The 26,729-nt window shown below is 72.2% G+C and carries 24 protein-coding genes and 1 pseudogene; 19 read left to right on the top strand and 6 right to left on the bottom strand.

Annotation, left to right across the window (positions count from 1 at the left end):
• The first annotated feature begins 24 nt into the window (after window positions 1-24).
• The 4 genes from ACSSS0_RS07500 to lysS all read left to right on the top strand — a co-directional run bounded on the left by ACSSS0_RS07500 (window position 25) and on the right by lysS (window position 5,304).
• Entirely contained in the window at window positions 25-828 is an 804-nt protein-coding gene (locus ACSSS0_RS07500) for a Cof-type HAD-IIB family hydrolase (protein ID WP_487230616.1), read from the top strand.
• A gap of 213 nt (window positions 829-1,041) precedes the next feature.
• On the top strand, window positions 1,042-1,953 hold the full coding sequence (locus ACSSS0_RS07495) for an endonuclease domain-containing protein (RefSeq protein ID WP_487230615.1): 912 nt from the start codon (window positions 1,042-1,044) through the stop codon (window positions 1,951-1,953).
• A 193-nt stretch (window positions 1,954-2,146) separates the two neighbouring features.
• A complete protein-coding gene (locus tag ACSSS0_RS07490) occupies window positions 2,147-3,457 on the top strand; it encodes an adenylosuccinate synthase (protein WP_435984630.1) in 1,311 nt (436 codons plus the stop codon).
• A gap of 59 nt (window positions 3,458-3,516) precedes the next feature.
• The gene (gene lysS, locus ACSSS0_RS07485; protein ID WP_487230614.1) at window positions 3,517-5,304 is read left to right on the top strand and encodes a lysine--tRNA ligase; all 1,788 of its coding nucleotides are present in this window, start codon (window positions 3,517-3,519) and stop codon (window positions 5,302-5,304) included.
• Between the two features lie 102 nt (window positions 5,305-5,406).
• Here lysS and ACSSS0_RS07480 read toward each other — a convergent pair whose 3' ends face one another.
• Window positions 5,407-6,981: a M4 family metallopeptidase gene (locus tag ACSSS0_RS07480; protein ID WP_487230613.1), complete on the bottom strand. Its 1,575-nt coding sequence runs from the start codon at window positions 6,979-6,981 to the stop codon at window positions 5,407-5,409.
• A 628-nt stretch (window positions 6,982-7,609) separates the two neighbouring features.
• A complete protein-coding gene (locus ACSSS0_RS07475) occupies window positions 7,610-9,859 on the bottom strand; it encodes a HelD family protein (RefSeq protein ID WP_487230612.1) in 2,250 nt (749 codons plus the stop codon).
• A gap of 128 nt (window positions 9,860-9,987) precedes the next feature.
• Here ACSSS0_RS07475 and ACSSS0_RS07470 point away from each other — a divergent pair, with 128 nt between their 5' ends.
• From ACSSS0_RS07470 to ACSSS0_RS07450, 5 genes are read left to right on the top strand one after another with little or no spacing between them, the layout of a single operon-like run.
• Window positions 9,988-10,626, top strand: a complete 639-nt coding sequence (locus ACSSS0_RS07470; protein ID WP_487230611.1) for a GNAT family N-acetyltransferase — start codon at window positions 9,988-9,990, stop codon at window positions 10,624-10,626.
• 9 nt (window positions 10,627-10,635) lie between these two features.
• On the top strand, window positions 10,636-11,913 hold the full coding sequence (gene purD, locus ACSSS0_RS07465; RefSeq protein ID WP_487230610.1) for a phosphoribosylamine--glycine ligase: 1,278 nt from the start codon (window positions 10,636-10,638) through the stop codon (window positions 11,911-11,913).
• Between the two features lie 36 nt (window positions 11,914-11,949).
• On the top strand, window positions 11,950-12,585 hold the full coding sequence (locus ACSSS0_RS07460) for an RNA polymerase sigma factor (protein WP_487230609.1): 636 nt from the start codon (window positions 11,950-11,952) through the stop codon (window positions 12,583-12,585).
• A gap of 56 nt (window positions 12,586-12,641) precedes the next feature.
• Window positions 12,642-13,547, top strand: a complete 906-nt coding sequence (locus ACSSS0_RS07455) for a phosphoribosylaminoimidazolesuccinocarboxamide synthase (protein WP_487231197.1) — start codon at window positions 12,642-12,644, stop codon at window positions 13,545-13,547.
• A gap of 23 nt (window positions 13,548-13,570) precedes the next feature.
• On the top strand, window positions 13,571-14,077 hold the full coding sequence (locus tag ACSSS0_RS07450) for a GNAT family N-acetyltransferase (RefSeq protein WP_487230608.1): 507 nt from the start codon (window positions 13,571-13,573) through the stop codon (window positions 14,075-14,077).
• Here ACSSS0_RS07450 and ACSSS0_RS07445 read toward each other — a convergent pair.
• On the bottom strand, window positions 14,038-15,660 hold the full coding sequence (locus ACSSS0_RS07445) for an HNH endonuclease (protein ID WP_487230607.1): 1,623 nt from the start codon (window positions 15,658-15,660) through the stop codon (window positions 14,038-14,040). The two genes, ACSSS0_RS07450 and ACSSS0_RS07445, sit on opposite strands and share 40 nt — an antisense overlap.
• A 39-nt stretch (window positions 15,661-15,699) precedes the next feature.
• On the opposite strand from ACSSS0_RS07445, the gene ACSSS0_RS07440 reads away from it, so the two are divergent.
• Complete coding sequence (locus ACSSS0_RS07440; protein ID WP_487230606.1) at window positions 15,700-16,656, top strand: IS1595 family transposase; 957 nt, start codon at window positions 15,700-15,702, stop codon at window positions 16,654-16,656.
• A gap of 95 nt (window positions 16,657-16,751) precedes the next feature.
• On the opposite strand, the gene ACSSS0_RS07435 is transcribed toward ACSSS0_RS07440, so the two are convergent.
• Window positions 16,752-17,609, bottom strand: a complete 858-nt coding sequence (locus ACSSS0_RS07435; protein ID WP_487230605.1) for an aminoglycoside adenylyltransferase domain-containing protein — start codon at window positions 17,607-17,609, stop codon at window positions 16,752-16,754.
• Window positions 17,610-17,737: 128 nt separating this feature from the next.
• Between ACSSS0_RS07435 and ACSSS0_RS07430 the strand changes: the two genes are divergently transcribed.
• The 4 genes and pseudogenes from ACSSS0_RS07430 (at window position 17,738) to purL (ending at window position 21,797) form a co-directional block, all read left to right on the top strand.
• A complete protein-coding gene (locus tag ACSSS0_RS07430) occupies window positions 17,738-18,367 on the top strand; it encodes an LURP-one-related family protein (protein WP_487230604.1) in 630 nt (209 codons plus the stop codon).
• Between the two features lie 93 nt (window positions 18,368-18,460).
• Window positions 18,461-18,709, top strand: a pseudogene (gene purS, locus ACSSS0_RS07425) (phosphoribosylformylglycinamidine synthase subunit PurS); the annotation flags it as partial.
• A gap of 95 nt (window positions 18,710-18,804) precedes the next feature.
• A complete protein-coding gene (purQ, locus tag ACSSS0_RS07420) occupies window positions 18,805-19,500 on the top strand; it encodes a phosphoribosylformylglycinamidine synthase subunit PurQ (protein ID WP_487230603.1) in 696 nt (231 codons plus the stop codon).
• Window positions 19,497-21,797 (top strand): phosphoribosylformylglycinamidine synthase subunit PurL, encoded by a 2,301-nt coding sequence (gene purL / locus ACSSS0_RS07415; RefSeq protein ID WP_435984643.1) that lies wholly within the window; start codon window positions 19,497-19,499, stop codon window positions 21,795-21,797. The genes purQ and purL overlap by 4 nt, the downstream gene beginning before the upstream one ends.
• A 17-nt stretch (window positions 21,798-21,814) precedes the next feature.
• On the opposite strand, the gene ACSSS0_RS07410 is transcribed toward purL, so the two are convergent.
• Window positions 21,815-22,633 carry a spermidine synthase gene (locus ACSSS0_RS07410; protein ID WP_487230602.1) on the bottom strand — a complete coding sequence of 273 codons (819 nt, stop codon included), beginning with the start codon at window positions 22,631-22,633 and terminating at the stop codon, window positions 21,815-21,817.
• On the bottom strand, window positions 22,630-23,421 hold the full coding sequence (locus tag ACSSS0_RS07405; RefSeq protein ID WP_487230601.1) for a hypothetical protein: 792 nt from the start codon (window positions 23,419-23,421) through the stop codon (window positions 22,630-22,632). The genes ACSSS0_RS07410 and ACSSS0_RS07405 overlap by 4 nt, the downstream gene beginning before the upstream one ends.
• A gap of 22 nt (window positions 23,422-23,443) precedes the next feature.
• Between ACSSS0_RS07405 and ACSSS0_RS07400 the strand changes: the two genes are divergently transcribed.
• Genes ACSSS0_RS07400 through thpR form a run of 5 tightly spaced genes read left to right on the top strand, consistent with a single transcriptional unit; the run spans window position 23,444 to window position 26,699 of the window.
• A complete protein-coding gene (locus ACSSS0_RS07400; RefSeq protein WP_487230600.1) occupies window positions 23,444-24,325 on the top strand; it encodes an LLM class flavin-dependent oxidoreductase in 882 nt (293 codons plus the stop codon).
• A gap of 43 nt (window positions 24,326-24,368) precedes the next feature.
• Complete coding sequence (locus ACSSS0_RS07395; protein WP_487230599.1) at window positions 24,369-24,749, top strand: sterol carrier family protein; 381 nt, start codon at window positions 24,369-24,371, stop codon at window positions 24,747-24,749.
• A complete protein-coding gene (locus tag ACSSS0_RS07390) occupies window positions 24,746-24,994 on the top strand; it encodes a hypothetical protein (protein WP_487230598.1) in 249 nt (82 codons plus the stop codon). Before ACSSS0_RS07395 ends, ACSSS0_RS07390 begins: the two co-directional genes overlap by 4 nt.
• On the top strand, window positions 24,991-26,142 hold the full coding sequence (locus ACSSS0_RS07385) for a CaiB/BaiF CoA transferase family protein (protein WP_487230597.1): 1,152 nt from the start codon (window positions 24,991-24,993) through the stop codon (window positions 26,140-26,142). The genes ACSSS0_RS07390 and ACSSS0_RS07385 overlap by 4 nt, the downstream gene beginning before the upstream one ends.
• The gene (thpR, locus tag ACSSS0_RS07380; RefSeq protein ID WP_487230596.1) at window positions 26,139-26,699 is read left to right on the top strand and encodes an RNA 2',3'-cyclic phosphodiesterase; all 561 of its coding nucleotides are present in this window, start codon (window positions 26,139-26,141) and stop codon (window positions 26,697-26,699) included. Before ACSSS0_RS07385 ends, thpR begins: the two co-directional genes overlap by 4 nt.
• Window positions 26,700-26,729 lie beyond the last annotated feature (30 nt).

Raw genomic sequence — 26,729 nt, 5'->3', positions numbered from 1 at the left:
CAGCCGGCTCGGCCCGCTCACCGCATGACGCTCTTCTGCTCCGACGTCGACGGCACGCTCCTCGACCACCGACGCACGCTGTCCTCCCGCACCGTCGCCGCCATCCGGGCGGTGCGGGAGGCCGGGCACACCTTCGTGCTCTGCAGCTCACGCATGCCGGCGTCCCTCGAGGGGCTCGAGCGGCTCTGCGGGGTCGAGCCGACCCCGCTCATCGCGTACAACGGCGGGCTCGTGCTGCGGGCCGACCGCTCGGTCGTCACCGACGTGCCGATCGCGCACGAGGACGCTCGGGCCGTGTATGCCGTGTGCGAGCGTCTCGCGCTCCACGCGAGCTTCTTCGCCGGGGACGACTGGTACGCCTGGGGCCCCGACGAGTGGACCGAGCGCGAGGCGACGATCACCGCCGTCGACCCGAGCCACGAGTCGGCCCACCACTACGTGTCGGGCGGGCACGTCGACGCGCAGCCGCCGCACAAGGTCATGGCGATGGGTGACCCGGCGCTCGTCGACGAGCTGGAGGCGGCGCTCGCCGGCCGGGCGGGCCTCGTGACCTACCGGTCCAAGGCGACCTATCTCGAGATCGCCAACGCCGCCTGCTCCAAGGGCGACGGGCTGCGCGCCCTCGCCGACGAGCTCGGGGTCGACGTCGCCGACACGGTCTTCTTCGGCGACAACCACAACGACGTCTCGGCCTTCGCCGTGGCCGGCACCGCCGTCGCGGTCGCCAACGCCGTCGATCCGGCCCTCGACGCGGCCACGGTCGTCACGGGCCACCACCGCGAGGACGGTGTGGCCGCCTACCTCGAGGACTGGCTGGCGGCCCGCTGACGCCTGACCGGCTCCCCACCCACGTCGGGTCCGGTCCGCGTCCGGTCCGTTCGGTGGCGCTCGGTCCGTCGGTACGTCGTGGACCACGCACGCACGGACCGCGCGCACACGAGGAGACGCGGCGTGTCCACACCCCCGCCCCGGGAAGGCGCGGCATCCACAGCTGTGGGACGGGGCACGGCCCCTCGGTGCGCGCCGCAGCAGGGTCGACTCATGGACCTCGCCCTCATCGCCCACCACGACGTGTTCCCGGCTGCCCGCGCAATGGCGCTGGGCCTGACCCGTGCCGACCTGCGCCGGCTGCTCCGTGACCGGAGGATCGTCCGGCTGCACCGCGGCTGGTACGCCACTCGCCAACCGCGCGACGCCGCCGATTTGCACCGCTTGCGCGTCGAGGCGCTGCTCGCCGAGTACGACGGGCGCGCCGTCGCGACCGATGCGTCGGCCCTGCTTCGTCTCGGGATCGCGACGTGGCGACCGGACCTGAAGCGAGTCCACCTCGCGCTGACCGATCCCGACCTCAACCGGCACCGCAAGAGCGACCTCGTCGTCCACCCGCACCGACCGGCCGCACCGTTGCTCGCGGCACGGCCTGCGGCCGGGACGGTGCATCCCGCGGTCGCCATCGCCTCTGCCGGACTGAAGGACCAGCGGTCCTTCCTCGTCCCCGCCGACGACGCGCTCCGGCGAGGCCTGGTCACCCCAGCCGAGCTCGACGCCGCCGTCGACTCGCTCGGGCGTCGGCACGGTGCCGCCGGCGTGCGGGCAGCGCGGGACTGGTGCGACCCCCGACACGAGTCGCCGGGGGAGACCTTGCTGGCCCACCTCCTGCGGCTGGCCGGGTACGACCTCGAACCGCAGTTCGTCGTGCCGGACACCGGCAGGTGGACGCGAGGCGGTCAGGGCTACCGCGCCGACCTGCGCCTCCGCGGGACCCGCGTGCTCGTCGAGTTCGACGGGCGGGTGAAGTACGAGGACCGGCAGGCGCTCTGGGAGGAGAAGCTGCGCGAGGACCGGATCCGCTCGCTCGGCTGGGTCGTCGTGCGGGTGACCATGGCCGACCTGCGCGACCCGGCCGCCGTCCGGGCGCGCATCGACGCCGCCCTGGCGCTCGTCGCTGCGTGACCGGAGGGTCGGATGGGATGCGTTCGAGGCCTTCGGTACGCGGTGGGACCCGTACCGGAGGACACAGCGCTGACCAGGTGGTCGGGCGGGGACGAGGACGAACGGGCGCCGACGCGGGCGGACGGCGTCCGGGGCACGGGTCTCGAACCGATAACCTTGCGGTTGGCTTGGACCACAACCGGAAGGCAGACCGATGCCGGCAATCGTGCTCGTCGGAGCGCAGTGGGGTGACGAGGGCAAGGGCAAGGCGACCGACCTGCTGGGCAGCAGCGTCGACTACGTCGTCAAGTTCAACGGCGGCAACAACGCCGGCCACACCGTCGTCATCGAGAAGGACGGCAAGCGCGAGAAGTACGCGCTGCACCTGCTGCCCTCGGGCATCCTCAGCCCCAACTGCGTGCCGGTCATCGGCAACGGCGTCGTCATCGACCTCGGCGTCCTCTTCGAGGAGCTCGACGGTCTCGAGGCGCGCGGCGTCGACACGAGCAAGCTGCTCGTCAGCGCCAACGCCCACGTCATCCCGAGCTACAACCGCACCATCGACAAGGTGACCGAGCGCTTCCTAGGCAAGCGCCGCATCGGCACGACCGGGCGCGGCATCGGCCCGACCTACGCCGACAAGATGAACCGCGTGGGCATCCGCATCCAGGACCTCTACGACGAGGGCATCCTGCGCCAGAAGGTCGAGGCGGCCCTCGAGCTGAAGAACCAGGTGCTCGCGAAGATCTACAACACCCGCGCCTCCGCCGTCGACGACGTCGTCGAGGAGCTGTTGGCGTATGCCGCCCGGCTCGCTCCCATGGTCGCCGACACGAGCCTCGTGCTGGGTCAGGCGCTCGACCGGGGCGACACGGTGCTCTTCGAGGCCGGGCAGGCGACCCTGCTCGACGTCGACCACGGCACCTACCCCTACGTGACGTCGAGCAACGCCGTCTCTGCCGGCGCGTGCACCGGCTCCGGCGTGCCGCCCACGCGCATCGACTCGGTCATCGCGATCCTCAAGGCCTACACGACCCGCGTCGGCGAGGGCCCCTTCCCGACCGAGCTGCACGACGACAACGGTGAGTTCCTCCGCAAGACGGGCGCCGAGTACGGCACGACCACCGGCCGCCCGCGCCGCTGTGGCTGGATGGACACCGTCGTCGGCCGCTACGCGACCCGCATCAACGGCGTCACCGACTTCGTCATCACCAAGCTCGACGTCCTCACCGGCCTCGAGAAGGTCCCCGTCTGCGTCGCCTACGACGTGGGCGGCGTGCGTCACGACGAGATGCCGGTCAACCAGACCGACTTCCACCACGCGACGCCGATCTACGAGGAGCTCGACGGCTGGTGGGAGGACATCACCGGCTGCCGCTCGTTCGAGGACCTCCCGGCCAACGCCCAGGCCTACGTGCTGCGCGTCGAGGAGCTCATCGGCGCCCGCGTCTCGGCCATCGGCGTCGGCCCGGGTCGTGACGAGATCATCGAGCGCTTCCCGCTCAAGCCGGCCGTCGCGGGCTGACGCGCTCGCGCGGTCGCACGCACACGGCATACGAAAGCATCTGCAACTGAAGGAAACCCATGACTGAAGAGGTCACCCCGCTCGACTGGGTCACGCGACTGGCCGACGAGGTCGTCGCCGAGGCCCAGGAGCGCAACCGCGGCGAGACGATCGTCTGCGCGTCGGGCATCAGTCCCTCCGGCCCGATCCACCTCGGCAACTTCCGCGAGCTCATCACGCCGCACCTCGTCGCCGACGAGATCAAGCGCCGCGGCATCGACTGCGAGCACATCCTCAGCTGGGACGACTTCGACCGCTTCCGCCGCGTGCCGAAGAACCTTGCGGGAGTGGACGACTCGTGGGAGCAGTACATCGGTATGCCGCTGACCGCGGTGCCCGCGCCGGCGGGGTCGCCGCACGCGAGCTGGGCCGACCACTTCAAGGCGCCGCTCATCGAGGCCATGGAGGCCACGGGCATCGAGGTGCGCCAGATCAGCCAGACCGAGCAGTACCGCGCCGGCGTCTACCGCGACCAGGTGCTGCTCGCGATGCGCGAGCGCTTCGCCATCGACAAGGTGCTCGACCAGTACCGCACGCTCGAGGCCGTCGAGGCCGCCCGCCAGAAGTCCTCCGGCAAGGGCAAGGGCGGCCAGCAGGGCGGCGGTGGCAAGGCGGCCAAGCTCACCGAGGAGCAGGCCGCGGCCGCCACCGAGGCCGAGCGCGGCTCCGGCGCGGCGTCCGAGGACGACGGCAGCGAGGGCAAGGCGGGCTACTACCCGTTCAAGCCCTTCTGCAGCTCGTGCGGCACCGACTTCACGACCGTCACGGCCTACGACGACGACAGCCACGAGCTGACCTACGACTGCACGAGGTGCGGGCACAGCGAGACCGTGGACCTCGACACCTTCACGAACGGCAAGCTCGTGTGGAAGGTAGACTGGCCGATGCGCTGGGGGCACGAGCACGTGCTCTTCGAGCCGTCGGGCGTCGACCACCAGAGCCCTGGCAGCAGCTTCGTCGTCGGCAAGGACCTCGCGCCGATCTTCGGCTGGGAGCGGCCGGTCGGCCCGATGTACGCCTTCGTCGGCATCGCGGGCATGGCCAAGATGAGCTCGAGCAAGGGCGGTGTGCCCATCCCGACCGACGCGCTCGAGGTCATGGAGGCGCCGGTGCTGCGCTGGCTCTATGCTCGCCGCCGTCCCAACCAGAGCTTCGACGTCGCCTTCGGTCCGGAGCTCCAGCGCCTCTACGACGAGTGGGACGCCTTGGGTCGCAAGGTCGCCGACGGTTCGGCCCAGGCCGGCGACCTCGCGGCGCACCTGCGCGCCACGTCGACGGCGGCGGGTCCGCTGCCCACGACGCCGCGCCCGATGCCGTTCCGCACCATCGCGTCCGTCATCGACGTGACGCAGGGTGACGAGGAGCAGGCGGTCCGGATCCTCAGCGAGCTCGATCCCGACAACCCGGTCGGGTCGACCGACGACCTGCGCCCCCGGCTCGACTGCGCCGAGCGCTGGATGCTCGGCTACGTGCCGGCGGAGGACCGCACCGTCGTGCGCACCGAGCCGGACGCCGAGCTGCTCGGGAGCCTCGACGAGCAGCAGCGGGAGTCACTGCGCCTGCTCGCCGACGGCCTCGACGAGCACTGGTCGCTCGACGGCCTGACGCACCTCGTCTACGGCATCCCGAAGATCCAGCGCGGCATCGACCCGGATGCGAAGGTGAAGGACCCTGAGCTGTCGGCGGCCCAGCGCGCCTTCTTCGTCCTCGTCTACCGGCTGCTCGTCGGCAAGGACACCGGCCCGCGTCTGCCGACGCTGCTGCTCGCCGTCGGCGCCGACCGGGTCCGCACCCTCGTCGGTCACTGACCCCCCGCCTCTGAACCGTCGAAAGGCCACAAACCGGGGTGCAGGGCACCTGTCGGTCCGAGATCGGACCCCGGTTCGTGCCCTTTCGACGTCGCGGGTGGGTCAGTTGACGTTCACGGCGGACCAGGCCGCGGCGGTCGCGGTGTACTGCGTGCTCCCGGCACCGTAGAGGTCGGTCGCGGCCGACAGCATGCCTGCGCGGGCACCGGCGTAGTTCGTCGACGAGGTCCAGTACGTCGTCAGGGCGCGGTACCAGATGGCAGCGGCCGCGTCGCGACCGATGCCGGTCACCGTGGAACCGTTGCACGTCGGGCTGTTGTAGCTGACGCCGTTGATCGTCTTCGCGCCGCTGCCCTCGGACAGCAGGTAGAAGAGGTGGTTGCCGACGCCCGAGGAGTAGTGGACGTCGAGGGTGCCGACGCTCTTGCTCCAGCAGTTGGCCGACGCGCCGTCCTTGCTCGGCTGGTCCATGTAGCGCAGCGGCTTGGCGGAGCCGAGGGCGAAGCGCTCGCCGATGAGGTAGTCGCCGGGGTCGCCGGTGGTCGCGGCCTTGAACTCGACCATCGTGCCCATGACGTCCGACGTCGACTCGTTGAGGCCACCGGACTCGCGACGGTAGGCGAGGGCGGCCGTGGCCGACGTGACGCCGTGAGTCATCTCGTGGCCGGCCACGTCGAGGGAGACGAGCGGGCCGTAGCTGGTGCCGTCACCGTCGCCGTAGCGCATGCAGAAGCACGTGTCGCTCCACGAGGCGTTGACCCAGTTGGTGCCCACGTGCACGATGCTGCGCGCGCCCTTGCCGTCGTTCTTGATGCCGTTGCGGCCGAAGGTGTTCTTGTAGAAGTCCCACGTCGCGCCGACGCCGAAGTCCGCGTCGACGGCGGCCGTCTGGCGGTTGGTGTTGGAGCCGGTGCCCCACGTGTTGTCGGCGTCGGTGAAGAGCGCGCCGGTGGTCGAGGACGTCGAGCCGTTGTTGCCGTCCTCGGTCCGGGCGCCACCGCGCGTCGCGTCGATCATCTGGTAGCTGCCGCCCGAGAGGGTGGTCTGGACCGTCACGGTGCCGAGGTAGAGGCTGTTGCCCGTGCCGGCGTCGTTGATCTCCGTCGCCCAGTGGTCGACGACGGAGCCGGACCGCGCGTCGACGAAGACGACGGTGCCGGCGGGCTCCCCGTGGGCGCCGACGCCGTCGACCTGGGTCTTCCACACGAGGCGGGCCGGCCCGCTCATCGCGTAGACGGCGAGCGTGGGCTTGCTGCTGCTGACCGTGAAGTCGACCGTGCGGGCCGCCGTGGCAGCTGCCGTGGCCGGGGCGACGGTCGGGGTCGTGGATGCGACACGGACGGACGTGGACGCGGCGTTGACGCCCTTCCACGAGCCGGCCTTGTCGGTGTGGACGACGAGGTCGCCACCGACGACGGGAAGGCCCTTGAACGTGCGGTCGAAGCGGACGTGCGTCGTGCCGTCCTTGTCGGTGGCGACGCTGCGGGTCGTGAGGCCCTGGTCCTGGTCGAGACCGAAGGCGGCCCCGTGGGACTTCGCCGCGGCGACGGCCCGGTCGAGGCCGGCCCCCGAGGCTGACTGGGTGGCTGCCTGCGCACCGCTCGTGGCGATGGTGGCGAGGGCGGTGGCGGCGATCGCTGCGGTGGCGACCGACGTCGTGATGAAGCTCTTCTTCAAGGCGTACTCCTGGCTACCGAGGTGCCCCCGAGGGCGGTCGGATGACCGTTCCGCAACATTTGTCGGTCGGGGCTCGCGGCGCCAGACGCCGGGGTCATTGTTTGCCGGTGCTTGAACAAGAAATGAGCTTGTCCAAGGCTGGCTCCCAGACTTCTCTCAGGAACGGGGCCGGGCGTCAGAAAGCCCGGCCCGTTCCGGCAGGACGCGTCGCGCGTACCAGGGCCCGGACATGGGAGCGGGCGAGGGGCGAGATGCAGGGGGGTTGCATCTCGTCCCTCGCCCGGTGCGTCGTCCACATTGGGGGGCGGGACTTCGCCGACCGTCAAGGGCCTCAGGGGGGAGGAGGCGGCGGGGAGGGTAGGTTCGCACGCCTTGACGTTGAAGCAATCATCTCTCCGCGTCGGGGTTCAGTCGACAGTTCGTGTAATCCTTGAACAAGTCTTTACCTAAACGGAAACAGGCCCGAACGACCCTTCCTGCGCCCGGGCGAGGCCGCAGGTCCACATTGCGCGACAGGGCGTCGGGCGGACGGCGAAGTCTGCGCCGAACCGCCCGGAAATCGGGACGAACCGATCTCTCCGGTTCGTCCCGGATGTCGGACCTCGAGGAGGCCCGGACCGCACCAGCGTCAGGACAGGATCGTCATCCGGTGCGCCGCGCGGGTCAGGGCGACGTAGAGCACGCGGATGCCGCCGGGTGACTCGCGAGTGATCTCGTCGGGGTCGACGACGACGGTGGCGTCGTACTCGAGGCCCTTCGTCGACATCGGGTCGATGACCTGGACCCGTCCCTCACCGAGCTCGGCCACCGGCTCGAGCACCGCGGCGTGCGCGGCCGGGGTGATGACCGCGATGGCTCCCTCGACCTGCCCGAGCAGCGACTCGACGGCGGCCCGGACCGAGACGAGCGCGTCCGGGCCGAGGGCACCGTCCACCGGGTCGATCCCCGTCTCGCGCACGGCCTGCGGGATGTCGGCGTCGGGCACCTCGCGGCGTACGACCTCGGCGGCGTAGTCGAAGATCTCGCGGGCGTTGCGGTAGTTCGTGTCCATGTGGAACTGCTGTCGCGCCTGCGACCCGAAGGCCTCCTCGCGCGCGGCAGCGGCCTCGGCCGGGTCGGGCCACGACGCCTGGGCGGCGTCGCCGACGACGGTCCACGACGCATACCGACCGCGACGGCCGATCATCCGCCACTGCATGGGCGAGAGGTCCTGGGCCTCGTCGACGAGGACGTGGGCGTACTCGTCCGGCTTGCCGATGCGGCCGGCGAGGAGCTTGTCGCGCGGGTCGGTGAGCACCCGCGGCGCGCCGGTGTCGCGCGCCGCGCTGACGACCGGCTGCACCTCGGTGACGCCGTACTGGCTGAGGTCCTCGAGCTCCTCGATCTCGTAGAAGCCGCGCTCCTCCTTGGGCGCCTCCTGCACCGGGCCGACGCGGGCGGCGATGTCGTCGACGAGCGCGACGTCGGCCACCGACCACGTGCCGGTCTCGAGCGCGAGGCGGAACGAGGCGGCCAGCGGCTCGATCTCGTCGTCGCGCAGGGTGCCTCGGGCGTGACGGCGCACGAGCTCGGGGTCGCCGAGCCAGAGCAGCACCTCGCGGGGGTCGACCTGCGGCCACCAGACCTGCATGAACGCCTCGACGTCGAGGTGGTCCTCCCACTTGTCGAGGAACTCCTCCTTGGCCTCCCGGTCGCCCGTGATGCCGAGGGAGGCCCAGGCGGCCTCGCCGAGGGCGTCCTGGGCGGCGGCCGTGCCCGTGTTGCGCTGGTGCTGGCGCAGGACCTGGGAGCGCACGCGGTCGAGCTCGCGCACCTCGAGGCGGACCGGGCGGCCGGCGACCATGGCGCGGAACTCGGTCGGCGTCCCCGGCACGCGGCCGCGGGCGGCGGCGCCGAGCAGCGTGCGGATGCGGGTCGAGCCCTTGGTGCGCGCGACGGCGGGCGGGTCGAACCGCTCGGTGTGCACGACGTCGAGGACGTCGCCGAGGGCGCGCAGGATGACGCTGTCCTCGCCGAGCGAGGGCAGCACGCGCTCGATGTACGCGGTGTAGGCCCCCGAGGGGCCGACGACGAGGATGCCGCCGGACTCGAACCGGCGCCGGTCGGAGTAGAGCAGGTAGGCGGCGCGGTGCAGCGCGACCACCGTCTTGCCGGTGCCCGGCCCGCCGGTGATCTCGGTGATCCCGCGGGCGCTGGCGCGGATCGCCTCGTCCTGGTGGGCCTGGATCGTGGCGACGATGTCGCGCATCCGCTCGCCGCGGCTGCGGGTCAGGGCGGCCATGAGCGCGCCGTCGCCGACGATGACGAGGCCGTCGGGGGCCTCGGGGACCATGAGGTCGTCCTCGATGCCGATGACGACGGTGCCGCGGCTGCGCAGGACGCGACGGCGCAGGACGCCCATCGGCTGCGTCGGGGTCGCCCGGTAGAAGGCGGAGGCCGCGGGCGCGCGCCAGTCGATGACGAGCGGCTCGTAGTCGTCGTCGCGGACGCCGAGGCGGCCGATGTAGCGGATCTCGCGGTCCCCACCCGAGCTGCCGTCCGCCGGGCGGTGGCCGTTGCCGTTGGAGTCGACCGCTGCGGCTCGGAGCATCGCGTGGTCGATGTCGAGGCGGCCGAAGACGAGGCCCTCGTACTGCGTGTCGAGAGCCGTGCGCCGCTTGGCCGCGTGGAACATCAGGGCGTCACGCTCGAAGAGCGCCGCTCCCTCGGCGTCGCCGACCTCGACCTGGCGACCGAAGTGGCTGCGAGCCAGACCCTCGGCCTGGACGCTGTCGGCGCGCACACCGGCCTTCTCCAGCTCCTCGTGGACGCGGTCGACGTGGGCCTGCTCGACGGCGATCTCGCGCGCGAGCTCGTCGGGGATGCTCTTGGTCGACACCGGCGAGGCGCCCCGAGATCCGGGCGCGCTGGTCCGCTGGGACGATGCGTTCGAAGTGCTCACTGACATCCAAGGACTCTGAGGGACGCGCCGGGTGGCGCGGGAACCATCAAGTCTACTGTCAGTTCATGCCCACCGAGGTCTGTGTCCCGCCAACCGGCGCGCCGCTCGTCGGCCGCTTCGTCCGCCTCGACGTGACGACCCTCGACGACGCCCCCGGACTGTTCGCCGTCTACTCCGACCCACGCTGCTACGAGCAGGGCTTCGCGATGATGCGACCGCACACCTCGGTGGCCGACACGGAGGCGCTCGTGGCGGCGGCGGTCGCGGCCCGCGGGGCCGACGGGAGGGGGCGGACGGCATACACGGTCAGGCTCGTCGCCGACGGCGACCTCGGCCCGGCGGGCACCGTCGTCGGGTCCAGCTCGCTCGGCGACGTCGACACCGAGCGCGAGCACGTGCACCTCGGGTGGACGATGTACGGCTCGCGCTGGTGGGGCACGCAGGTCAACCCGGAGGCGAAGTTCCTCCTCCTCGCGCACGCCTTCGAGACGTGCGGCTTCGGGCGGGTGAAGATCCAGACCGACGTCGTCAACGCGCGCTCGCGGGCCGCGATCCTCAAGCTCGGTGCGACCTTCGAGGGGATCACCCGCCGCGACGAGAGGCGGGCCGACGGGACGTGGCGCGACACGGCCGTCCACTCGATCCTCGGCGACGAGTGGCCCACCGTGCGGGCACGGCTGATGGCGCGGCTCGACGCCCCCTAGGCTGGCGCCGTGAAGGTTCTCGTCCTCGGCTCCGGCGCCCGTGAACACGCTCTCGTCAAGGCCGTCGCGGCCGACCCCGAGGTCGACGCGGTCATCGCCGCGCCGGGCAACCCGGGCATCGACGCGACCGCGCTGTGCGTCCCCGTCGACATCCTCGACGGTGCCGCGGTGGCCGCCGTGGCCCGCGAGCACGACGTGGACCTCGTCGTCGTGGGCCCCGAGGCCCCGCTCGTCGCAGGCGTCGCCGACGTATGCCGTGCGGCCGGGTTCGCCGTCTTCGGGCCCTCCGCGGAGGCAGCCCGTCTCGAGGGCAGCAAGTCCTTCGCCAAGGAGGTCATGGCCGCGGCCGACGTGCCGACCGCCCTCGCCCACGTCTGCACGACGATGGACGAGGTCGAGGCCGCGCTCGACGCGCTCGGTGCCCCGCACGTCGTCAAGGACGACGGTCTGGCCGCCGGCAAGGGTGTCGTCGTCACCGACTCGCGCGAGGCGGCCGTCGAGCACGCCCGCGCCTGCCTCGCCAAGCCCGACGGTCGCCTCGTCGTCGAGGAGTTCCTCGACGGGCCCGAGGTGTCGGTCTTCTGCATCAGCGACGGCGAGACGGTCGTGGCGCTCGCTCCCGCCCAGGACTTCAAGCGCGTCGGTGACGACGACGCCGGGCCCAACACCGGTGGCATGGGCGCCTACTCGCCGCTCGACTGGGCGCCCGAGGGGCTCGCCGACGACATCGTGCGACGCGTGGCCCAGCCCACCGTCGACGAGATGCGCCGTCGGGGCGCGCCCTTCGTCGGGGTGCTCTACGTCGGCCTGGCCCTGACGTCCCGCGGACCACGGGTCATCGAGTTCAACGCGCGCTTCGGGGACCCCGACGGCCAGGCCTCGCTCGCCCGCCTCGAGACGCCCTACGCGCAGCTGCTCCTCGCGGCGGCGACCGGCGGGCTCGGCGAGTTCGGGCGGCTGCGCTGGTCCGCCGACCACGCGGTCGTCGTCGTCATCGCCTCCTCGGGCTATCCGGCGTCGCCCCGGACCGGAGACCCCATCACCGGACTCGACGCGGCGGCCGAGGTGCCCGGCACCGTCGTCCTCCACGCCGGCACGGCGCTCGACGGGTCGGGTGCGCTCGTCTCGGCCGGCGGGCGCGTGCTCGACGTCGTCGCCGTGGGGCCGACCCTCGCCAGGGCGAGGCAGTCGGCCTATGCCGCCGTGGCCGTCATCGAGCTCGACGGGTCGCACCACCGCACCGACATCGCGCTCCGTGCCGAGCGCGGCGACATCACGGTCGGCTGAGGCGAACCCTTCGGCCCGAGCCGGACTCTCCATGGCATGAGCACCATGACCGCGAGCCGAGGAGGGCCGATGACCGGTGTCGGCGCGACGGCGGACGACCGCGTGCTGTGGTCGAGGCTGGCCGCGGCCGACGACGCGGCGCTGACCGAGCTGTACCGGCGGCACTGCGACGCCGTCTACAACTTCGCGTTCCGGCGCACGGCGTCCTGGGCGGCTGCGGAAGACGTCGTGCAGGCGACCTTCACCGCTGTCTGGCGACGGGCGCGAGCGGGTGCCGTGGACCCGCTGCGGGCCGAGACCGCCCGCGCCGTGCTGCTCGTCATGGCCGGGCAGGAGTGCGCCAACGTGGCGCGCTCGGCCCGGCGGCAGCGGCTGCTGCACGGGCGCATCGAGGCGGACGCCGGCGGCGCCGTCTCGCCCGACCACGCCGCCTCGACCGCGGCGCGGATCGACGACGAGCAGCGGATGAGTGAGGTGCGCCGGGCTCTGGAGCTCATCCCGGACGTGCAGCGCGAGGCGATCGAGCTCGTCGTCTGGTCGCACTGCTCCCTGGCCGAGGCGGCGACCGCACTCGGCGTCGCGGAGGGGACCGTGAAGTCCCGTCTCCACCGGGCTCGTCAGAGCCTGTCCACCGTGATCGAGATCGATGCCCTCAAGGAGGCACTGTCGTGAACCTGCCCGTTCCCCCCGAGCGCACCCTGCCCGACGAGCTGGGCAGGTGGCAGGCTGTGCGCGTGACCGACCTACCGACTGACCTGCCCGGCTACGAGCACATCTACTCCGGGAAGGTACGTGACCTCTACGCGCCGGTCGGTGACGACGGCCAGGTGGTCGATGACCAGCTGCTCCTCGTCGCCTCGAACCGGCTCTCGGCCTACGACTGGATGATGTCGCCCGAGATCCCCGACAAGGGCGCCGTGCTGACCCGGCTGTCGCTGTGGTGGTTCGACCAGCTCGCCGACCTCGTGCCGAACCACGTCATCTCGACCGACGTGCCCGACGCCGTCGCCGGGCGGGCGGTCCTCGTGCGCCGGCTCGACATGCTCAAGGTCGAGGCCATCGCCCGGGCGTACCTCACGGGTGGCGGCCTCGAGGAGTACCGCGAGAAGGGCGCCGTGTCCGGTGTCGCGCTCCCCGAAGGGCTCGTCGACGGCTCGAAGCTGCCCGAGCCCGTCTTCACCCCGACGACCAAGGCGCCGGTCGGAGAGCACGACCTGCCGATGTCGCCCGACGAGGTCGAGGCCGAGCTCGGGGCCGAGGTCGCGGCCGAGGTGTCACGCCTGACGCGCGCGATCCTGGCCCGCGGCAACGAGATCGCCGCCGAGCGCGGCATCCTCATCGCCGACACGAAGGTCGAGTTCGGCCTGTCGTCCGACGGCACGGGCGGGCTCGTCCTCGCCGACGAGGTGCTGACCCCGGACTCGTCGCGCTTCTGGCCGGCTGACCTGTGGGAGCCCGGACACCCGCAGCCGTCCTACGACAAGCAGTTCGTCCGTGACTGGCTGACCTCGCCCGAGTCTGGCTGGGACCGCAAGGCGGGCGGTCCTCCGCCCGAGCTGCCCCAGCACGTCGTCGAGCAGACGCGGGCGAAGTACGTCGAGGCCTACGAGCGCCTCACGGGGGAGACCTTCTGACCCGCGACGGCAGCAGCGAGACGGTGGGACGCCTGCGCGCGGCGACGGTGTCCGACCTCGACCGTCTGCTCTCGCTCTGGGCGCTCGTCCACGACGGGGGTGCAGGCGATGGCGACCAGGATGGCGCCTGGCGACGTCACGCGCACGACTGGTTCGTACGCGTCGTCGATGACGGTGCGGTGGCTCGAATCCCGGTGGTCGACCTGGACGGCGTCGTCGTCGCGACGGCGATCGGCACGCTCGAGATCGGCGTCCCCAACCCGCACTGCCCGCGCGGCCGCGCCGTGCGGCTCGCCAACGTCATCACGGTGCCGGAGCACCGCGGGCGCGGGTTCGGGACCCTTCTCGTCGGCGACGTGGTCGAGTGGGCACGCTCGATCGACGCCGATCGCGTGGACCTGTCCGCCACTCCCGACCGGGGCTCGTGTCTACGAACGTGCCGGCTTCATCGGGACGAGCGCGCCGAGGATGAAGCTCGTGCTCCAGCACGTCAGCCGGTGAGCTCGACCTCGACGTCGGTGCGCCGGTAGAGCTCGAGCCGGATGACCTCGGCCGACCCGTCGGGCGGCTGTCCGGCGGATCGTGGCCGTGCAGCCGGGGGTGGCGGCATCGGGAGCACCGGGGGAGCGGCCGAGACGTAGCGGTGCCCGGTCGGCGTCGTGGTCCGCACCGTGTGGGGGTGAGTGCTCGTCGGGCCGAGCCCGTCGTGGAGGACCACGGAGGTCCAGCCGGGCTCCTCCTTGACGACGTTGCAGCGCACGCACAGGCCCTGGCCGTTGGCCGCGCTCGTCGGACCGCCGTCGGCGTGCGGATCGACGTGGTCGGCGTGCGCGATCGGTGCGTCGCACCAGGGCGTGCGGCACGTGCCGTCACGCGCGACGACGAAACGGCGAAGGGCTGCCGGGAAGAGGCGCCGGGCGCTGTCCATCGCCACGAGCGTGCCGCTGCCCGGATGCGTGAAGAGCCGCCGCACCCACACCTTCACCCCCACGTCGCAGGGAGGGTCGCCCGGCTTGTCGCGGGTGAGCAGCTCGCGCGCCCAGCCGGCTGGGACAGGGCCGTAGCCAGGCACGTGCGCTGGCACGTCGTCTCCCGCGAGCAGCGCCCGGTCGGTCATGACGACCTGGACCTCGACCGGGACGTCATCGGCCACGGCCTGTCCGGTGACGAGCTCGACGAGCGTGTCGGCCATCAACTGGCCCTTGCCGCGGTCGTCGCCGGCTGCCTTGCCGGACAGGGCGGCCCGCGTCAGGGCGGCGTGCACCGCGACGGCCTGCGCCACCGGGAGAAGGGCGGACACCAGCGCCAGGGCGTCAGGGACGGGTCGGATCGTGACCCGGCGCTCGCTCTCGGCGACCCGGCACCGCTCGACCGCAGCCGCGGCGCCGAGGCGGTCGGCGCACGCGCGGACACGGCGCTCGAGCTCGCGGTCTCCCCAGGAACCGACACCACCCGGAGCGGTGGGGTCGGTGAGGTCGAGATGATCCCCGATCACCTCGGTGTCGACCTGACTCCTGAGCTCGGGGTCGAGGTGGCTGGTGCAGCGCACGACGATCTCGGCGCGGCGCTCGTTGAGGATGCCGGCGGCCAGCGCAGCCAGGGTGTGGTGGAGGTGCTGCACCAGGGCGAGCGACGCGCTCGCGAGTCGTGCACCCCGGGACGGTGACTCCCGTCGCGCGAGGCCGACCTGCGCCGACACCCCGGTGCGCGACAGCGTCGTCCGACGGTCGGACCGCGACGGGCGACGGCCCCGGCCCGGCGTCTCGGCCGGCACCGGATCGAGCTCGAGGCCGCGCGCCCGGTCGCGGGCTGCCACCCAGCCGTCGAAGTCGCCGGCGTCGGAGCACGCCTGAGCCTGCGCCCGGAGGCGCCTCGCGGCCCGCGCCTGGGACTCGACGAAGTGAGCCGTCAGCCTGGCCTGGGCGGCGGCGCACGCAGCCTTGGCACGCTCGAGGGCGTCGATGGCCGAGATGAGATCGGCGTCGTCGAGACCAGCGCCGTCGAGGCAGACCACCTCGGCGATGAGCTCGAGCCCGACAGCTGCCGGCGAGGCAGCGGGAGCTGGGGGCGGACCGACGTCCACCCCTCCCGCAGGCTCCTCGTCATCGAACATGTGTTCTGCATATCTGCTTGGGTGAAGTAGGATCTGTGGATGACCGCGAATCCGGTTCGGGGTGTGGATTATCCGTCGACGTATCAGCAGCTGCTGGAGTGGTTCCCGGACAACGAGTCGTGCCTGGACTACCTGGCCGGGCTGCGGTGGCCGGACGGGTTCGTGTGCCCCAAGTGTGAGCAGCGCGAGTTCTGGCGCACGGGTGCCGGGTTGTGGATGTGCCGGGCCTGCGGGCGGCGGACGTCGGTGACCGCAGGGACGATCTTCGACCGGACGCGGACGCCGTTCTCGACCTGGTTCGCGGCGATCTGGTTCCTGACCTCGCAGAAGAACGGGATGTCCGCGCTGGGGCTGCAACGGGTCCTCGGGTTCGGCTCGTACGAGACGGCGTGGGCGTGGATGCACAAGCTGCGCCGGGCCATGGTCCGGCCTGAACGCGACAAGCTCTCCGGCATCGTGGAGCTCGACGAGACGATGATCGGTGGCGCCACTCGTAACAGCGGTGGGGGCTACGGCGACAAGGTCGCGGTCATGATTGCCATAGAGCGCAACGAGACTCATCGTCTGGGCCGGGTGCGGCTCGCCGTCGCCGACCACCCCGGAACAGCCCAGCTCGTCGACTTCGCCACCACCGTCATCGAGCCCGGCTCCACGATCCGCACCGACGGCGCCCGCACCCTGCGCCGGCTCGCCGACCTCGGCTACACCCACGAGTTCACCCTCGGCTACTCCGCCCCCGACAAGGCCAGCGTGCTGCCCGGCGTACACCTGGTCGCATCGCTGCTCAAGCGCTGGCTCATCGGCACCCTGCACTTCCGCGTCGAGGAAGCGCACCTGCCCTACTACCTCGACGAGTACACCTTCCGGTTCAACCGCCGCAACGCCAAGTCACGCGGCCTCCTTTTCTATCGCCTGCTCGAGCAAGCCGTCGACACAACCCCGCATCCGCTGAAGGACCTCCTCAAGCCAGAAACCGGCATACCGGACTTCACCTAAGCAGATATGCAGTACATGTGTTCTATTCTAGATGCGGCTCGCCATTCAGGCAATGGTTCTCCACAACGAATCAGGCTGTCCCTCAGTGCTTTTCATCAGGCGGTCCGGTTGTCGGCGCCGTCTGTGAGGATGGAGTGGCTGGTCCTGACGACGAAGTCGCTCACCTGCGCGAACCGGCCTTCCGCGCCGTCCGAGCCACCGGCGTACCACCAGTCCCGTGCCCACTCGACGAGGTCGGCATCATCAGGCCGCACGGCCACGAAGCGGTCTGCGGCGGCGCGTTTCGACAGCTGCTCGCCCTCGACGACCGCACACCATGCCCGACAGATCGAGAGCACGGAGTACGACTGTGCGCCAATGGTCCTCATGTCCTCGACCCACGTTGGCCAGTCCCGGACGTGGTCGACCAGCGCATCGTGCGCGACCTCCTCTGACACGACCGGGAGCACCTCGGAGGCCTCCGGACCCGCGAGCCGTCGACCGGTCCGGCGAACCGTGGACCACGTGACGATCCGGTGCGACGTCGCCGGCAGGAGGTGCAGCTCCTCGCCGGGGCTGATCCGCATGATCGAGTCGGGGCGTCCGGCCTCGGACGTCGCCGGCGGCCCGGACGCGTACGACGTCACCGTGGAGCGCGCGACCGTCTCGACCTCGACCCGGCCTCGCCAGCCCGGGTGTCGCTCCTCGAGCGCCGCGTGCACCGGGGCGACGGCGGCCAGCATCTCGTCGCCGGGTGGCCGCGCGACGACGGCGAGCACGTCGAGGTCGCTGCGCGCCGGTGAGAAGTCGCCCACCACGAGCGAGCCGTGGGCGTAGAGCCCCAGCAGGTCGCTGCCGAGCGCGGCGGACAGTCCCGCCGAGAGGTCGCGCAGCACGTCCCACGGCGCGCTCGCACCGACGCCCGACCGGCTGGGGTCGGCGGGGGAGGGGGTGGGTGACGCGTCGTCGGGCACGCTGCCACCCTGCCAGCCGGGACGGCCGCCGTCGTATGCGTTTCCGCGCCTGACGTGCGCCGGGCCGCCTTCCCGGCCCGGCGGCATACGCACGCAGTCGCGCGGTGCCGCTGTGGGACGCTGGGCGCATGACCGAGCCCGTCGCCGACGCCCACTCCGACGCCCCGACCGAGCGCTACCTGCTGCGCCAGAAGCTGACCATGATGGTCAACCGCTACGAGATCGTCCGGCAGGACGAGTCCGGCAGGGAGCTCGGTCTGCTGTGCTTCGCCGAGCAGAAGCGGATGGCCGCCAAGGAGCAGGTCACCTTCTACACCGACTCGGCCAAGACCCACCCGCTCTTCGGTTTCGCGGCGCGCAAGCGCATCGACCTCGGCTCCGGCTACGACGTCACCGACAGCCAGGGACAGCCGATCGGCTGGTTCAAGAAGCAGTTCAAAGCCTCGCTCGTGAGCTCGACGTGGACCCTCGGGCTGCCCGACGGGAGGGAGTTCGTCGGCCGGGAGCGCAACCCCAAGGTCGCCGTCGCCCGCCGGCTCTGGGAGATCGTCCCCGTCATCGGCGAGATCCCGGTGCCGTTCCTCTTCCACTTCGACTTCGCTGCCGAGGACGGGTCGGTCGCGCTCAGCTCGACGAAGAAGGCGGGCGTCAAGGACGTCTACCACGTGAGCCTCCCGGCGCTCCCCGACGGCAAGCCCATCGACTGGCGCGTCGGCATGGCGATGGCTGTCGCGCTCGACGCCCTGCAGTCCCGCTGAGACGCTGTCCGGAGGCCCTCGTGCCGCCCGATAGACTCAGGCCGTCCCTCGGGACGCCTCCATCCCCCACCAGCGCAGGGAGAAGCACCACTGATGGGAAGCATCGTCGTCGACGTCATGCTCAAGCCTGAGATCCTCGACCCCCAGGGACAGGCCGTCAACGGCGCCCTGCCGCGGCTCGGGTTCAACGGTTTCACCGATGTCCGTCAGGGCAAGCGCTTCGTGCTCACCGTCGACGGTGACGTCACGGACGAGCACCTCGCAGCGGCCCGCGAGGCCGCCGAGACGCTCCTGTCCAACCCCGTCATCGAGGACGTCGTCGCCGTGCACGTCCTCGACGAGAGCGCGGCGGACGAGCCCGGCGAGCCCGGCGAGCCCGGCGAGGACGCCGACGGCGAGCCCGAGGGCGAGTCGGACGACGCGGAGGACGGCGAGCAGTGAGGATCGGGGTCGTCACGTTCCCCGGCTCGCTCGACGACCGTGACGCGGCACGTGCCGTCCGGGAGTGCGGCGGCGAGGCCGTCCCGCTCTGGCACGGCGACGCAGACCTGTTGGGCGTCGACGCGGTCATCCTGCCCGGCGGCTTCTCCTACGGCGACTACCTCCGGTGCGGCGCCATCGCCCGCTTCGCGCCGGTCATGGAGGCCCTCGTGCCCGCGGCCCGGGGCGGCCTGCCAGTCCTCGGCATCTGCAACGGCTTCCAGGTGCTCACCGAGAGCCACCTGCTCCCCGGCGCGCTGATCCGCAACGACCACCGCAAGTTCAACTGCGTCGACCAGCGGCTCGTCGTCGAGAACGCCTCCACCGCCTGGACCTCCGACTTCGAGGCCGGCCAGGAGATCGAGATCGTCCTCAAGAACGGCGAGGGCGGCTTCGTCGCCGACGAGAAGACGCTCGACATGCTCGAGGGCGAGGGGCGGGTCGTCTTCCGCTACGTCCCCGACGCCGAGGGGCGCAACCCCAACGGCTCCTACCGCCACATCGCCGGCATCACCAACGAGCGCGGCAACGTCGTCGGCCTCATGCCGCACCCGGAGCACGCGGTCGAGGAGGGCTACGGCCCGAGCCTCGACGGTCGCGGCTTCTTCACCTCGATCATCAAGCAGACCCTCGAGAGCGCAGCCACCGCATGAGCGACACCCAGACCGCGCCCCTCCTCGACACCGTCGAGCACGCCGCGGCCACGCCCGACGTCGAACAGCCGTGGGCCGAGCTCGGCCTCAAGGTCGACGAGTACGCCAACATCCGCGAGATCATCGGGCGCCGTCCGACGATCGCCGAGCTGGCGATGTACTCCGTCATGTGGAGCGAGCACTGCTCCTACAAGTCGAGCAAGATCCACTTCTCCCTCTGGGGCGAGAACACCACCGACGAGATGCGCGAGAAGCTCCTCGTCGGCATCGGCGAGAACGCCGGCGTCGTCGACATCGGCGACGGCTGGGCGGTCACCTTCAAGGTCGAGTCGCACAACCACCCGTCCTACGTCGAGCCCTACCAGGGCGCCGCGACCGGTGTCGGCGGCATCATCCGCGACATCATGTCGATGGGCGCCCGCCCGATCGCCGTCATGGACCCGCTCCGCTTCGGCAACCTCCACCACCCCGACACCCAGCGCGTCCTGCCCGGCGTCGTCGCGGGCGTCGGTGGCTACGGCAACTGCATCGGACTGCCCAACATCGGCGGCGAGGTCGTCTTCGACGACTGTTACCAGGGCAACCCGCTCGTCAACGCCCTCTGCGTCGGCGCCATGCGGATCGAGGACATCCACCTGGCCAGGGCGTCCGGTCCCGGCAACAAGGTCATCCTCTTCGGCGCCAAGACCGGCGGCGACGGCATCGGCGGCGTCTCGGTGCTCGCGTCCGAGACCTTCGACGAGGGTGGCCCGACCAAGCGCCCCGCCGTCCAGGTCGGCGACCCCTTCGCCGAGAAGGTGCTCATCGAGTGCTGCCTCGACCTCTACGCGGCCGGCGTCGTCGACGGCATCCAGGACCTCGGCGGTGCTGGGCTCTCCTGTGCCACCAGCGAGCTCGCCTCCAACGGTGACGGGGGCATGCAGGTCGAGCTCTCGCTCGTCCCGCTGCGCGACGCGAGCCTGCAGCCGCAGGAGATCCTCATGTCGGAGTCGCAGGAGCGCATGATGGCCATCGTCGAGCCGAAGCACCTCGACGAGTTCATGGCGATCACCGAGAAGTGGGACGTCGAGGCCACCGTCATCGGTGAGGTCACCGACGGCGACCACCTCGTCATCACCTGGCACGGTGAGACCATCGTCGACGTGCCGCCGCGCTCGGTCGCCCACGAGGGCCCGACGTACAACCGCCCGCTGGCCCGGCCGGCATACCTCGACGGCCTCAACGCCGCGGGCACCTCCGAGCTGGCCAAGCCGCAGACGGGCGAGGAGATCCGGGCGCAGCTGCTGACGCTGCTCGGCTCGCCCAACCTCTGCGACAAGTCGTGGATCACCGACCAGTACGACCGCTACGTCCTCGGCAACACGGCGCTCGCGCAGCCCGACGACTCGGGCGTCGTGCGCGTCGACGAGGAGACGGGTCGCGGCGTCGCCGTGTCGACCGACTGCAACGGGCGCTTCGCCAAGCTCGACCCGTACACCGGTGCCCAGCTCGCGCTCGCCGAGGCCTACCGCAACGTCGCCACGGCCGGGGCCGCCCCGCTCGCCGTCACCGACTGCCTCAACTTCGGCTCACCGGAGGACCCGGGCGTCATGTGGCAGTTCCGCGAGTCCATCCGCGGCATCGCCGAGGGCTGCCGCTTCCTCGGGATCCCCGTCACGGGCGGCAACGTGTCGTTCTACAACCAGACCGGCGACGTCGCCATCCACCCGACCCCCGTCATCGGCGTGCTCGGCGTCATGGAGGACGTCTCCAAGCGTTCCGGCTCGGGCTTCCGCAGCGACGACGCGCACGTCTACCTCCTCGGCACGACGCGTGACGAGCTCGACGGCTCCGAGTGGGCGCACGTCATCCACAAGCACCTCGGTGGTCTCCCGCCGAAGGTCGACCTCGCGGCCGAGCAGGCGCTCGGCCGGGTCCTCGTCGAGGCGGCGCGCACGGGTGTCGTCGAGGCGGCGCACGACCTCTCCGAGGGTGGGCTCGCCATCGCGCTCGCCGAGGCGTGCATGCGCCACGGTGTCGGCGTGACAGTCGACGGTCTCGACCAGGTCGGCGCCGACGCCGAGGGCAACCCGCTCGATGCCTTCACCGCGCTCTTCTCCGAGTCGAGCGCCCGCGCCCTCGTGGCGGTGCCCGCCGGCCACGCAGCCGAGTTCGAGGCGATGCTCGGCGACGTGCCGCACGCGCGCATCGGCGTGACGGGGGGCCGCGACCTCGACGTCGTCGGCCACTTCTCCGTCTCGGTCGCCGAGCTCACCTCGGCTCACGAGTTCACCCTGCCGGCGGTCTTCGGCGCCTGAGACCCCGCCTCAGCAGCTCATCGCGCCCGCCACTTCCCGGCCTCGGGAGGTGGCGGGCTCTGCATTCCGTTCTCGTCGAAGGGTTTCGCGCCGGCGAGCAGCCGGGTCAGGGCGGGACCTTCGCGCAGGCCCGTCGGGAGGTTCGCGCGGGCGACGTCGCGACGCAGCGCCTCCACCGGCAACGGCGACGGACTGGCGACGAGCACCGAGTTGCCGAACCGTCGGCCCTTGAGCACCTCGTGCGTGGCGACGAGGGCTAGGTGCGGCAGAGGGGTGGCCATCGTCGCGACCACCCTGGTGACCCAACGCATCCCGGGCTCGTCGGCGAGGTTCCACAGGGCGATGCCGGCCGGCTTGAGCACCCGCGCCACCTCGTGGGCGTATGCCGTCCCGACGAGCTCCGCGGGCACGCGGCCTCCCGCGTAGGCGTCCGTCACGACGACGTCGGCGGAGTCGTCCCGGAGGGCTCGCACACCGGTCAGGCCGTCGACCGGGCGCACGCGGATGCGGTGGCGCCGGGGGAGCGGGACCTCGCGGCGGACGAGCTCGGTGAGGGCCTCGTCCGGCTCGAGGACGATCTGCGGCGACCCCGGACGGGTCGCCTCGACCCACCGCGGCAGCGTCAGGCCGGCGCCCCCGACGTGCGTGACCCCGAGGGGGCCCGGCGGCAGCGCGTCGATGGCGAGCGCGAGGTGCTGGACGTACTCGAAGACGAGCACCGTCGGGTCGTCCGGCTGGACGTGGGACTGCGGCGAGCCGTCCATGTGCACCGTGACGCCGCCGCGCTCGTCCCACTCGAGCGAGACGTGCTGCGCCGCAGACGATCCCGCGCTCACGCGAGGTCCAGGACGAGCGTGCGCTCCTCGCCGTGGCGGGTGAAGCCGATGCGGCGCAGGATCGGCGAGGACGTGTCGACGACCCCGTGCGTCAGGGCGAGCGTCGCGCCGGCAGCGCGAGCGGCGGCCAGCCGGGCGTGGAGGACGCCGCGGTAGGCGCCACGACCCCGCACGGTGCGGTGCGTCCCGCCGCCCCAGAGACGGCATGCGTCGTCGGCGAGCGTGTAGCCGCCCGTGCCCGCGGGACGCCCGTCGACGTAGGCCACCCACCGTCCGCCCGAGCCGTCGACGAGACCGCGCTCGACCTCGGCCAGCGACGAGGCGACCTGCTCGTCCGTCGGCTCCTCGCCGCCGAAGGCGTCGTTGCCGACGACGATCGCGTCGCGCACCGTCTCCGCATCGGTCACCCGACGGACCTCGACGTCGGCAGGCACGGCGAGGTCGGGCACGCCACCCGCGAGCGGCAGGGCGAGCACGTCCATCCGGTCCACGACCGTCGCCCCGCGGCGGACGAGCTCGGGCTCGAGGTCGTCGGGCCGGGTGAACTCCGACAGCCGCCACCAGAGGCGGTCGCGGCCGAGCCCCCTTGCGACGTCGGCGATCTCGTCGGCGAGCTCGACGGCGTCCCGGTCGGAGCCGAAGACGCGCGCCGAGGTCGGCGTGAGGAAGTAGTCGGGGTAGGCGACGACGAGGTACTCGTCGTTCCGGATGTGCGGCGCCCCGTCCGGCACCCAGGCCCACTCGTTCGAGGCGGCGAGCACGGCCTCCGCGTCCCAGTTCGTCGTCACCCCGACAGGCTACGGTCGTCCCATGCGATTCGGTCTGGCGATCCTGCCCGAGCACCCGTGGTCCGAGGCCGAGGCGATGTGGCGCGCGGCCGAGCAGATGGGCTTCGACCACGCCTGGACCTTCGACCACGTGACCTGGGGCGGCCTGCCCGAGTCGCCGTGGTTCGCGGCGGTGCCGACCCTCGCAGCAGCGGCCGCCGTCACCGAGCGCATCGGCCTCGGCACGTTCGTGTCGTCGCCCAACAACCACCACCCGGTGCAGTTCATGCGCGAGGTGCTGGCCCTCGACGACATCTCCGGCGGCCGGTTCCTCCTCGGCATCGGGACGGGCGGCGACCTCGACTCGCGCGTCATGGGCGAGGACCTCGCGCTGCGTGACCGCGTCGCCCGCTTCAACGAGTTCACCGGCCTGCTCGACCGCCTGCTGAGCGACGACCACGTCACCGCCGACGGCCGTTTCTACGCCGCCCGCGACGTGCGCACCCTTCCCGGGCCGGTCCGCGGCGGCGACGCGGGCAACCGGGTGCCGCTCGTCATCGCGGCCAACGGGCCCAGGTCGATCGGCCTGGCCGTCGAGCGCGGTGACGGCTGGATGACCTACGGCGGCAACGCCGACACCGACGACGAGTGGTGGGACCTCGTGGCCGGCCACAGCCGACGGGTCGACGCCGCGCTCGAGGCCGCGGGCCGTGACTCCGCCGACCTCACCCGCTACCTCAACCTCGACTCCGCGCCGACGTTCTCGCTGAGCAGCGCCGCGACGTTCGAGGATGCCGTCGGGCGCGCCGCGGCGCTCGGCTTCACCGACGTCATCACCCACTGGCCGCGCACCACCGAGCCCTTCCACACCACCCGCGAGGTCCTCGACGAGGTCGTCGCCGACGTCATCCCCCGCCTGCGCTGAGGGGGTCGGTCGGCCGTCGGCGGGCGCCGATAACCTCAGGGGTATGCCGCCACGCCGCCGTACCCCTGTCGCCGAGGGCCACGCCGCCCTCGTCGCCTGCCGTGAGGCCGGGTGGGAGGTTGACCGGCGCACGACCGCGACGGCGGTCCGCTACACGCTCGAGGAGCTCGCGACCATCGCGCCCGGCCGCACCGTCGAGGTGCGCGTCCCCCCGCACGGCGCGGTGCAGTGCATCGAGGGCCCGGTCCACACCCGCGGCACGCCGCCCAACGTCATCGAGACCGATGCCGCGACGTGGCTGCGACTCGCCGTCGGCGACCTGACCTGGGAGTCGGCCGTCGACGGGGCGCGGGTCCGGGCCAGCGGGCAGCGGGCCCACCTCGACGGCCTCCTGCCGCTCACCTCGCTTAGGCTGGACTCGTGACCCAGCCCTCGCCGACCTCCCGCCCCGAGCGTCCCCGCATCCCCAACTTCAAGCGCTTCCTCATCACGGGCGCCGTCCTGGGTTTCATCGTGGGTGCCGTCATCTCGATCATGGGTGACGAGGTGCAGGGCTACACGACGACCACCGGTGCGCTCTACATCGGCGCCCTCGGCGCCTTCATCGGCACCGGCCTCGCCGGCATCCTCGGCATCCTCCTCGACCGGTCCGGTCGCGACCAGTCGTGACCCGGCCGGCCGGCCCGCTCGCCGGCATCCGCGTCGTCGAGCTCGCCGGCATCGGTCCGGCGCCCTTCGCGGCGATGCTGCTCGCCGACCTCGGCGCCGACGTCATCCGCATCGACCGGCCCGGTGAGGCCTCGCTCCCGGTCCCGCTGGCGCCCGAGTCCGACCTGCTGCGTCGCGGCCGTCCCTCCGTCGCGCTCGACCTCAAGCACCCCGACGGGCTCGCGACCACCCTCGCCCTCGTCGAGCAGGCCGACGTGCTCGTCGAGGGCTACCGCCCGGGTGTCGCGGAACGCCTCGGCCTCGGACCCGCCGACTGCCTCGCGCGCAACCCGCGCCTCGTCTACGGCCGGATGACCGGCTGGGGCCAGGACGGCCCGCTCGCCCACGCCGCCGGTCACGACATCGGCTACGTCGCCATCACCGGCGCCCTGCACGCCATCGGCCGCGCCGGCGGACCTCCGCAGGTGCCCGTCAACCTCGTCGGCGACTTCGGGGGCGGTGCCCTCTACCTCGTCGTCGGCGTCCTCGCCGCCCTGCTCGAGGCCCGCACGAGCGGCCGTGGCCAGGTCGTCGACGCCGCGATCGTCGACGGCACCGCCCACCTCTCCTCGCTCGTCATGGGCCTCGTGGGCGCCGGACTGTGGTCCGACCGCCGCGGCACCAACCTGCTCGACACCGGCGCACCCTTCTACGACGTCTACGAGACGAGCGACGGCGGCTGGCTCGCGGTCGGCCCCCTCGAGCCCGCGTTCTACGCAGAGCTGCTCCGGCTGCTCGACCTCACCGAGACCGCCCCCGACCGTCTCGACCCCGGCCAGTGGCCCGCGCTGCGCGCCCTCCTCGCCGACACCTTCCGCACCCGGACCCGCGACGCCTGGGTCTCGCTCCTCGAGGGCACCGACGCCTGCGTCGAGCCGGTCCTCAGCTATGCCGAGGCGCCGGGTCATCCGCACCTCGCCGCGCGCGGCACGTACGTCGAGCACCACGGCGTCGTCCAACCCGCCCCGGCGCCCCGCTTCTCCCGCACCGCTGCCGCGCTCGGCACCCCTCCGTCCACGCCCGGCGCCGACACCCGCGCCGCCCTCGCCGCGTGGGGCATCGACGACGTCGAGGCCCTCATCGCCTCGGGCGCTGCGTCGGCGCCATGAGGCTCTTCGTCGCCGTCGTCCCGCCGGACGACGTGCTCGACGACCTCGAGGAGCACGTCGAGCCGCGCCGCGACGCCGGTCCCGAGATCCGCTGGACCGACCGCCACCAGTGGCACGTCACGCTCGCCTTCCTCGGCGCCGTCCCGGAGGCGCGCCTCGACGACCTCACCGACGCGCTCGCCCGCTCCGCCGCCCGGCGCGACCCTCACGTCCTGCGCCTCGCCGGAGCCGGCGCCTTCCCGAACCCGTATGCCGCCCGCGTGCTCTGGGCGGGGGTCGACGAGCTGCGCGGTGACCTCGGGGCAGTGGCGGGCGGCATACGCCGTGCGTCGACGTCGGCGGGGGCGACGCCCGACGGCACGCGCTTCCACCCCCACCTGACGCTCGGCCGCTTCCACCGTCCCACCGAGGCGACCCGCTGGATCCGCGCGCTCGACGCGTGGGTGGGGCCGGCCTGGCGGGTCGACCACCTGGCGCTCGTCGAGTCGCACCTCGGTGAGGGTCGGGGGCGGCGGCCGCGCTACGAGGTGCTCGCGGAGCTGCCGCTGCGGTCGTGAACCGCGGACGAGTCGCCCACTCGCGTGTGC

The sequence above is a fragment of the Terrabacter sp. R4-6 genome, assembly GCF_057529065.1.
Note: the sequence above shows the minus strand (reverse complement) of the source record. Positions and strands in the feature narration are given on the sequence as shown.

Coding starts and splice junctions, on each gene's coding strand:
- ACSSS0_RS07500 (WP_487230616.1), top strand. CDS start 25: ATGACGCTCTTCTGCTCCGACGTCGACGGCACGCTCCTCGACCACCGA.
- ACSSS0_RS07495 (WP_487230615.1), top strand. CDS start 1,042: ATGGACCTCGCCCTCATCGCCCACCACGACGTGTTCCCGGCTGCCCGC.
- ACSSS0_RS07490 (WP_435984630.1), top strand. CDS start 2,147: ATGCCGGCAATCGTGCTCGTCGGAGCGCAGTGGGGTGACGAGGGCAAG.
- lysS (WP_487230614.1), top strand. CDS start 3,517: ATGACTGAAGAGGTCACCCCGCTCGACTGGGTCACGCGACTGGCCGAC.
- ACSSS0_RS07470 (WP_487230611.1), top strand. CDS start 9,988: ATGCCCACCGAGGTCTGTGTCCCGCCAACCGGCGCGCCGCTCGTCGGC.
- ACSSS0_RS07460 (WP_487230609.1), top strand. CDS start 11,950: ATGAGCACCATGACCGCGAGCCGAGGAGGGCCGATGACCGGTGTCGGC.
- ACSSS0_RS07445 (WP_487230607.1), bottom strand. CDS start 15,660: ATGTTCGATGACGAGGAGCCTGCGGGAGGGGTGGACGTCGGTCCGCCC.
- ACSSS0_RS07440 (WP_487230606.1), top strand. CDS start 15,700: ATGACCGCGAATCCGGTTCGGGGTGTGGATTATCCGTCGACGTATCAG.
- ACSSS0_RS07430 (WP_487230604.1), top strand. CDS start 17,738: ATGACCGAGCCCGTCGCCGACGCCCACTCCGACGCCCCGACCGAGCGC.
- purL (WP_435984643.1), top strand. CDS start 19,497: ATGAGCGACACCCAGACCGCGCCCCTCCTCGACACCGTCGAGCACGCC.
- ACSSS0_RS07400 (WP_487230600.1), top strand. CDS start 23,444: ATGCGATTCGGTCTGGCGATCCTGCCCGAGCACCCGTGGTCCGAGGCC.
- ACSSS0_RS07395 (WP_487230599.1), top strand. CDS start 24,369: ATGCCGCCACGCCGCCGTACCCCTGTCGCCGAGGGCCACGCCGCCCTC.
- thpR (WP_487230596.1), top strand. CDS start 26,139: ATGAGGCTCTTCGTCGCCGTCGTCCCGCCGGACGACGTGCTCGACGAC.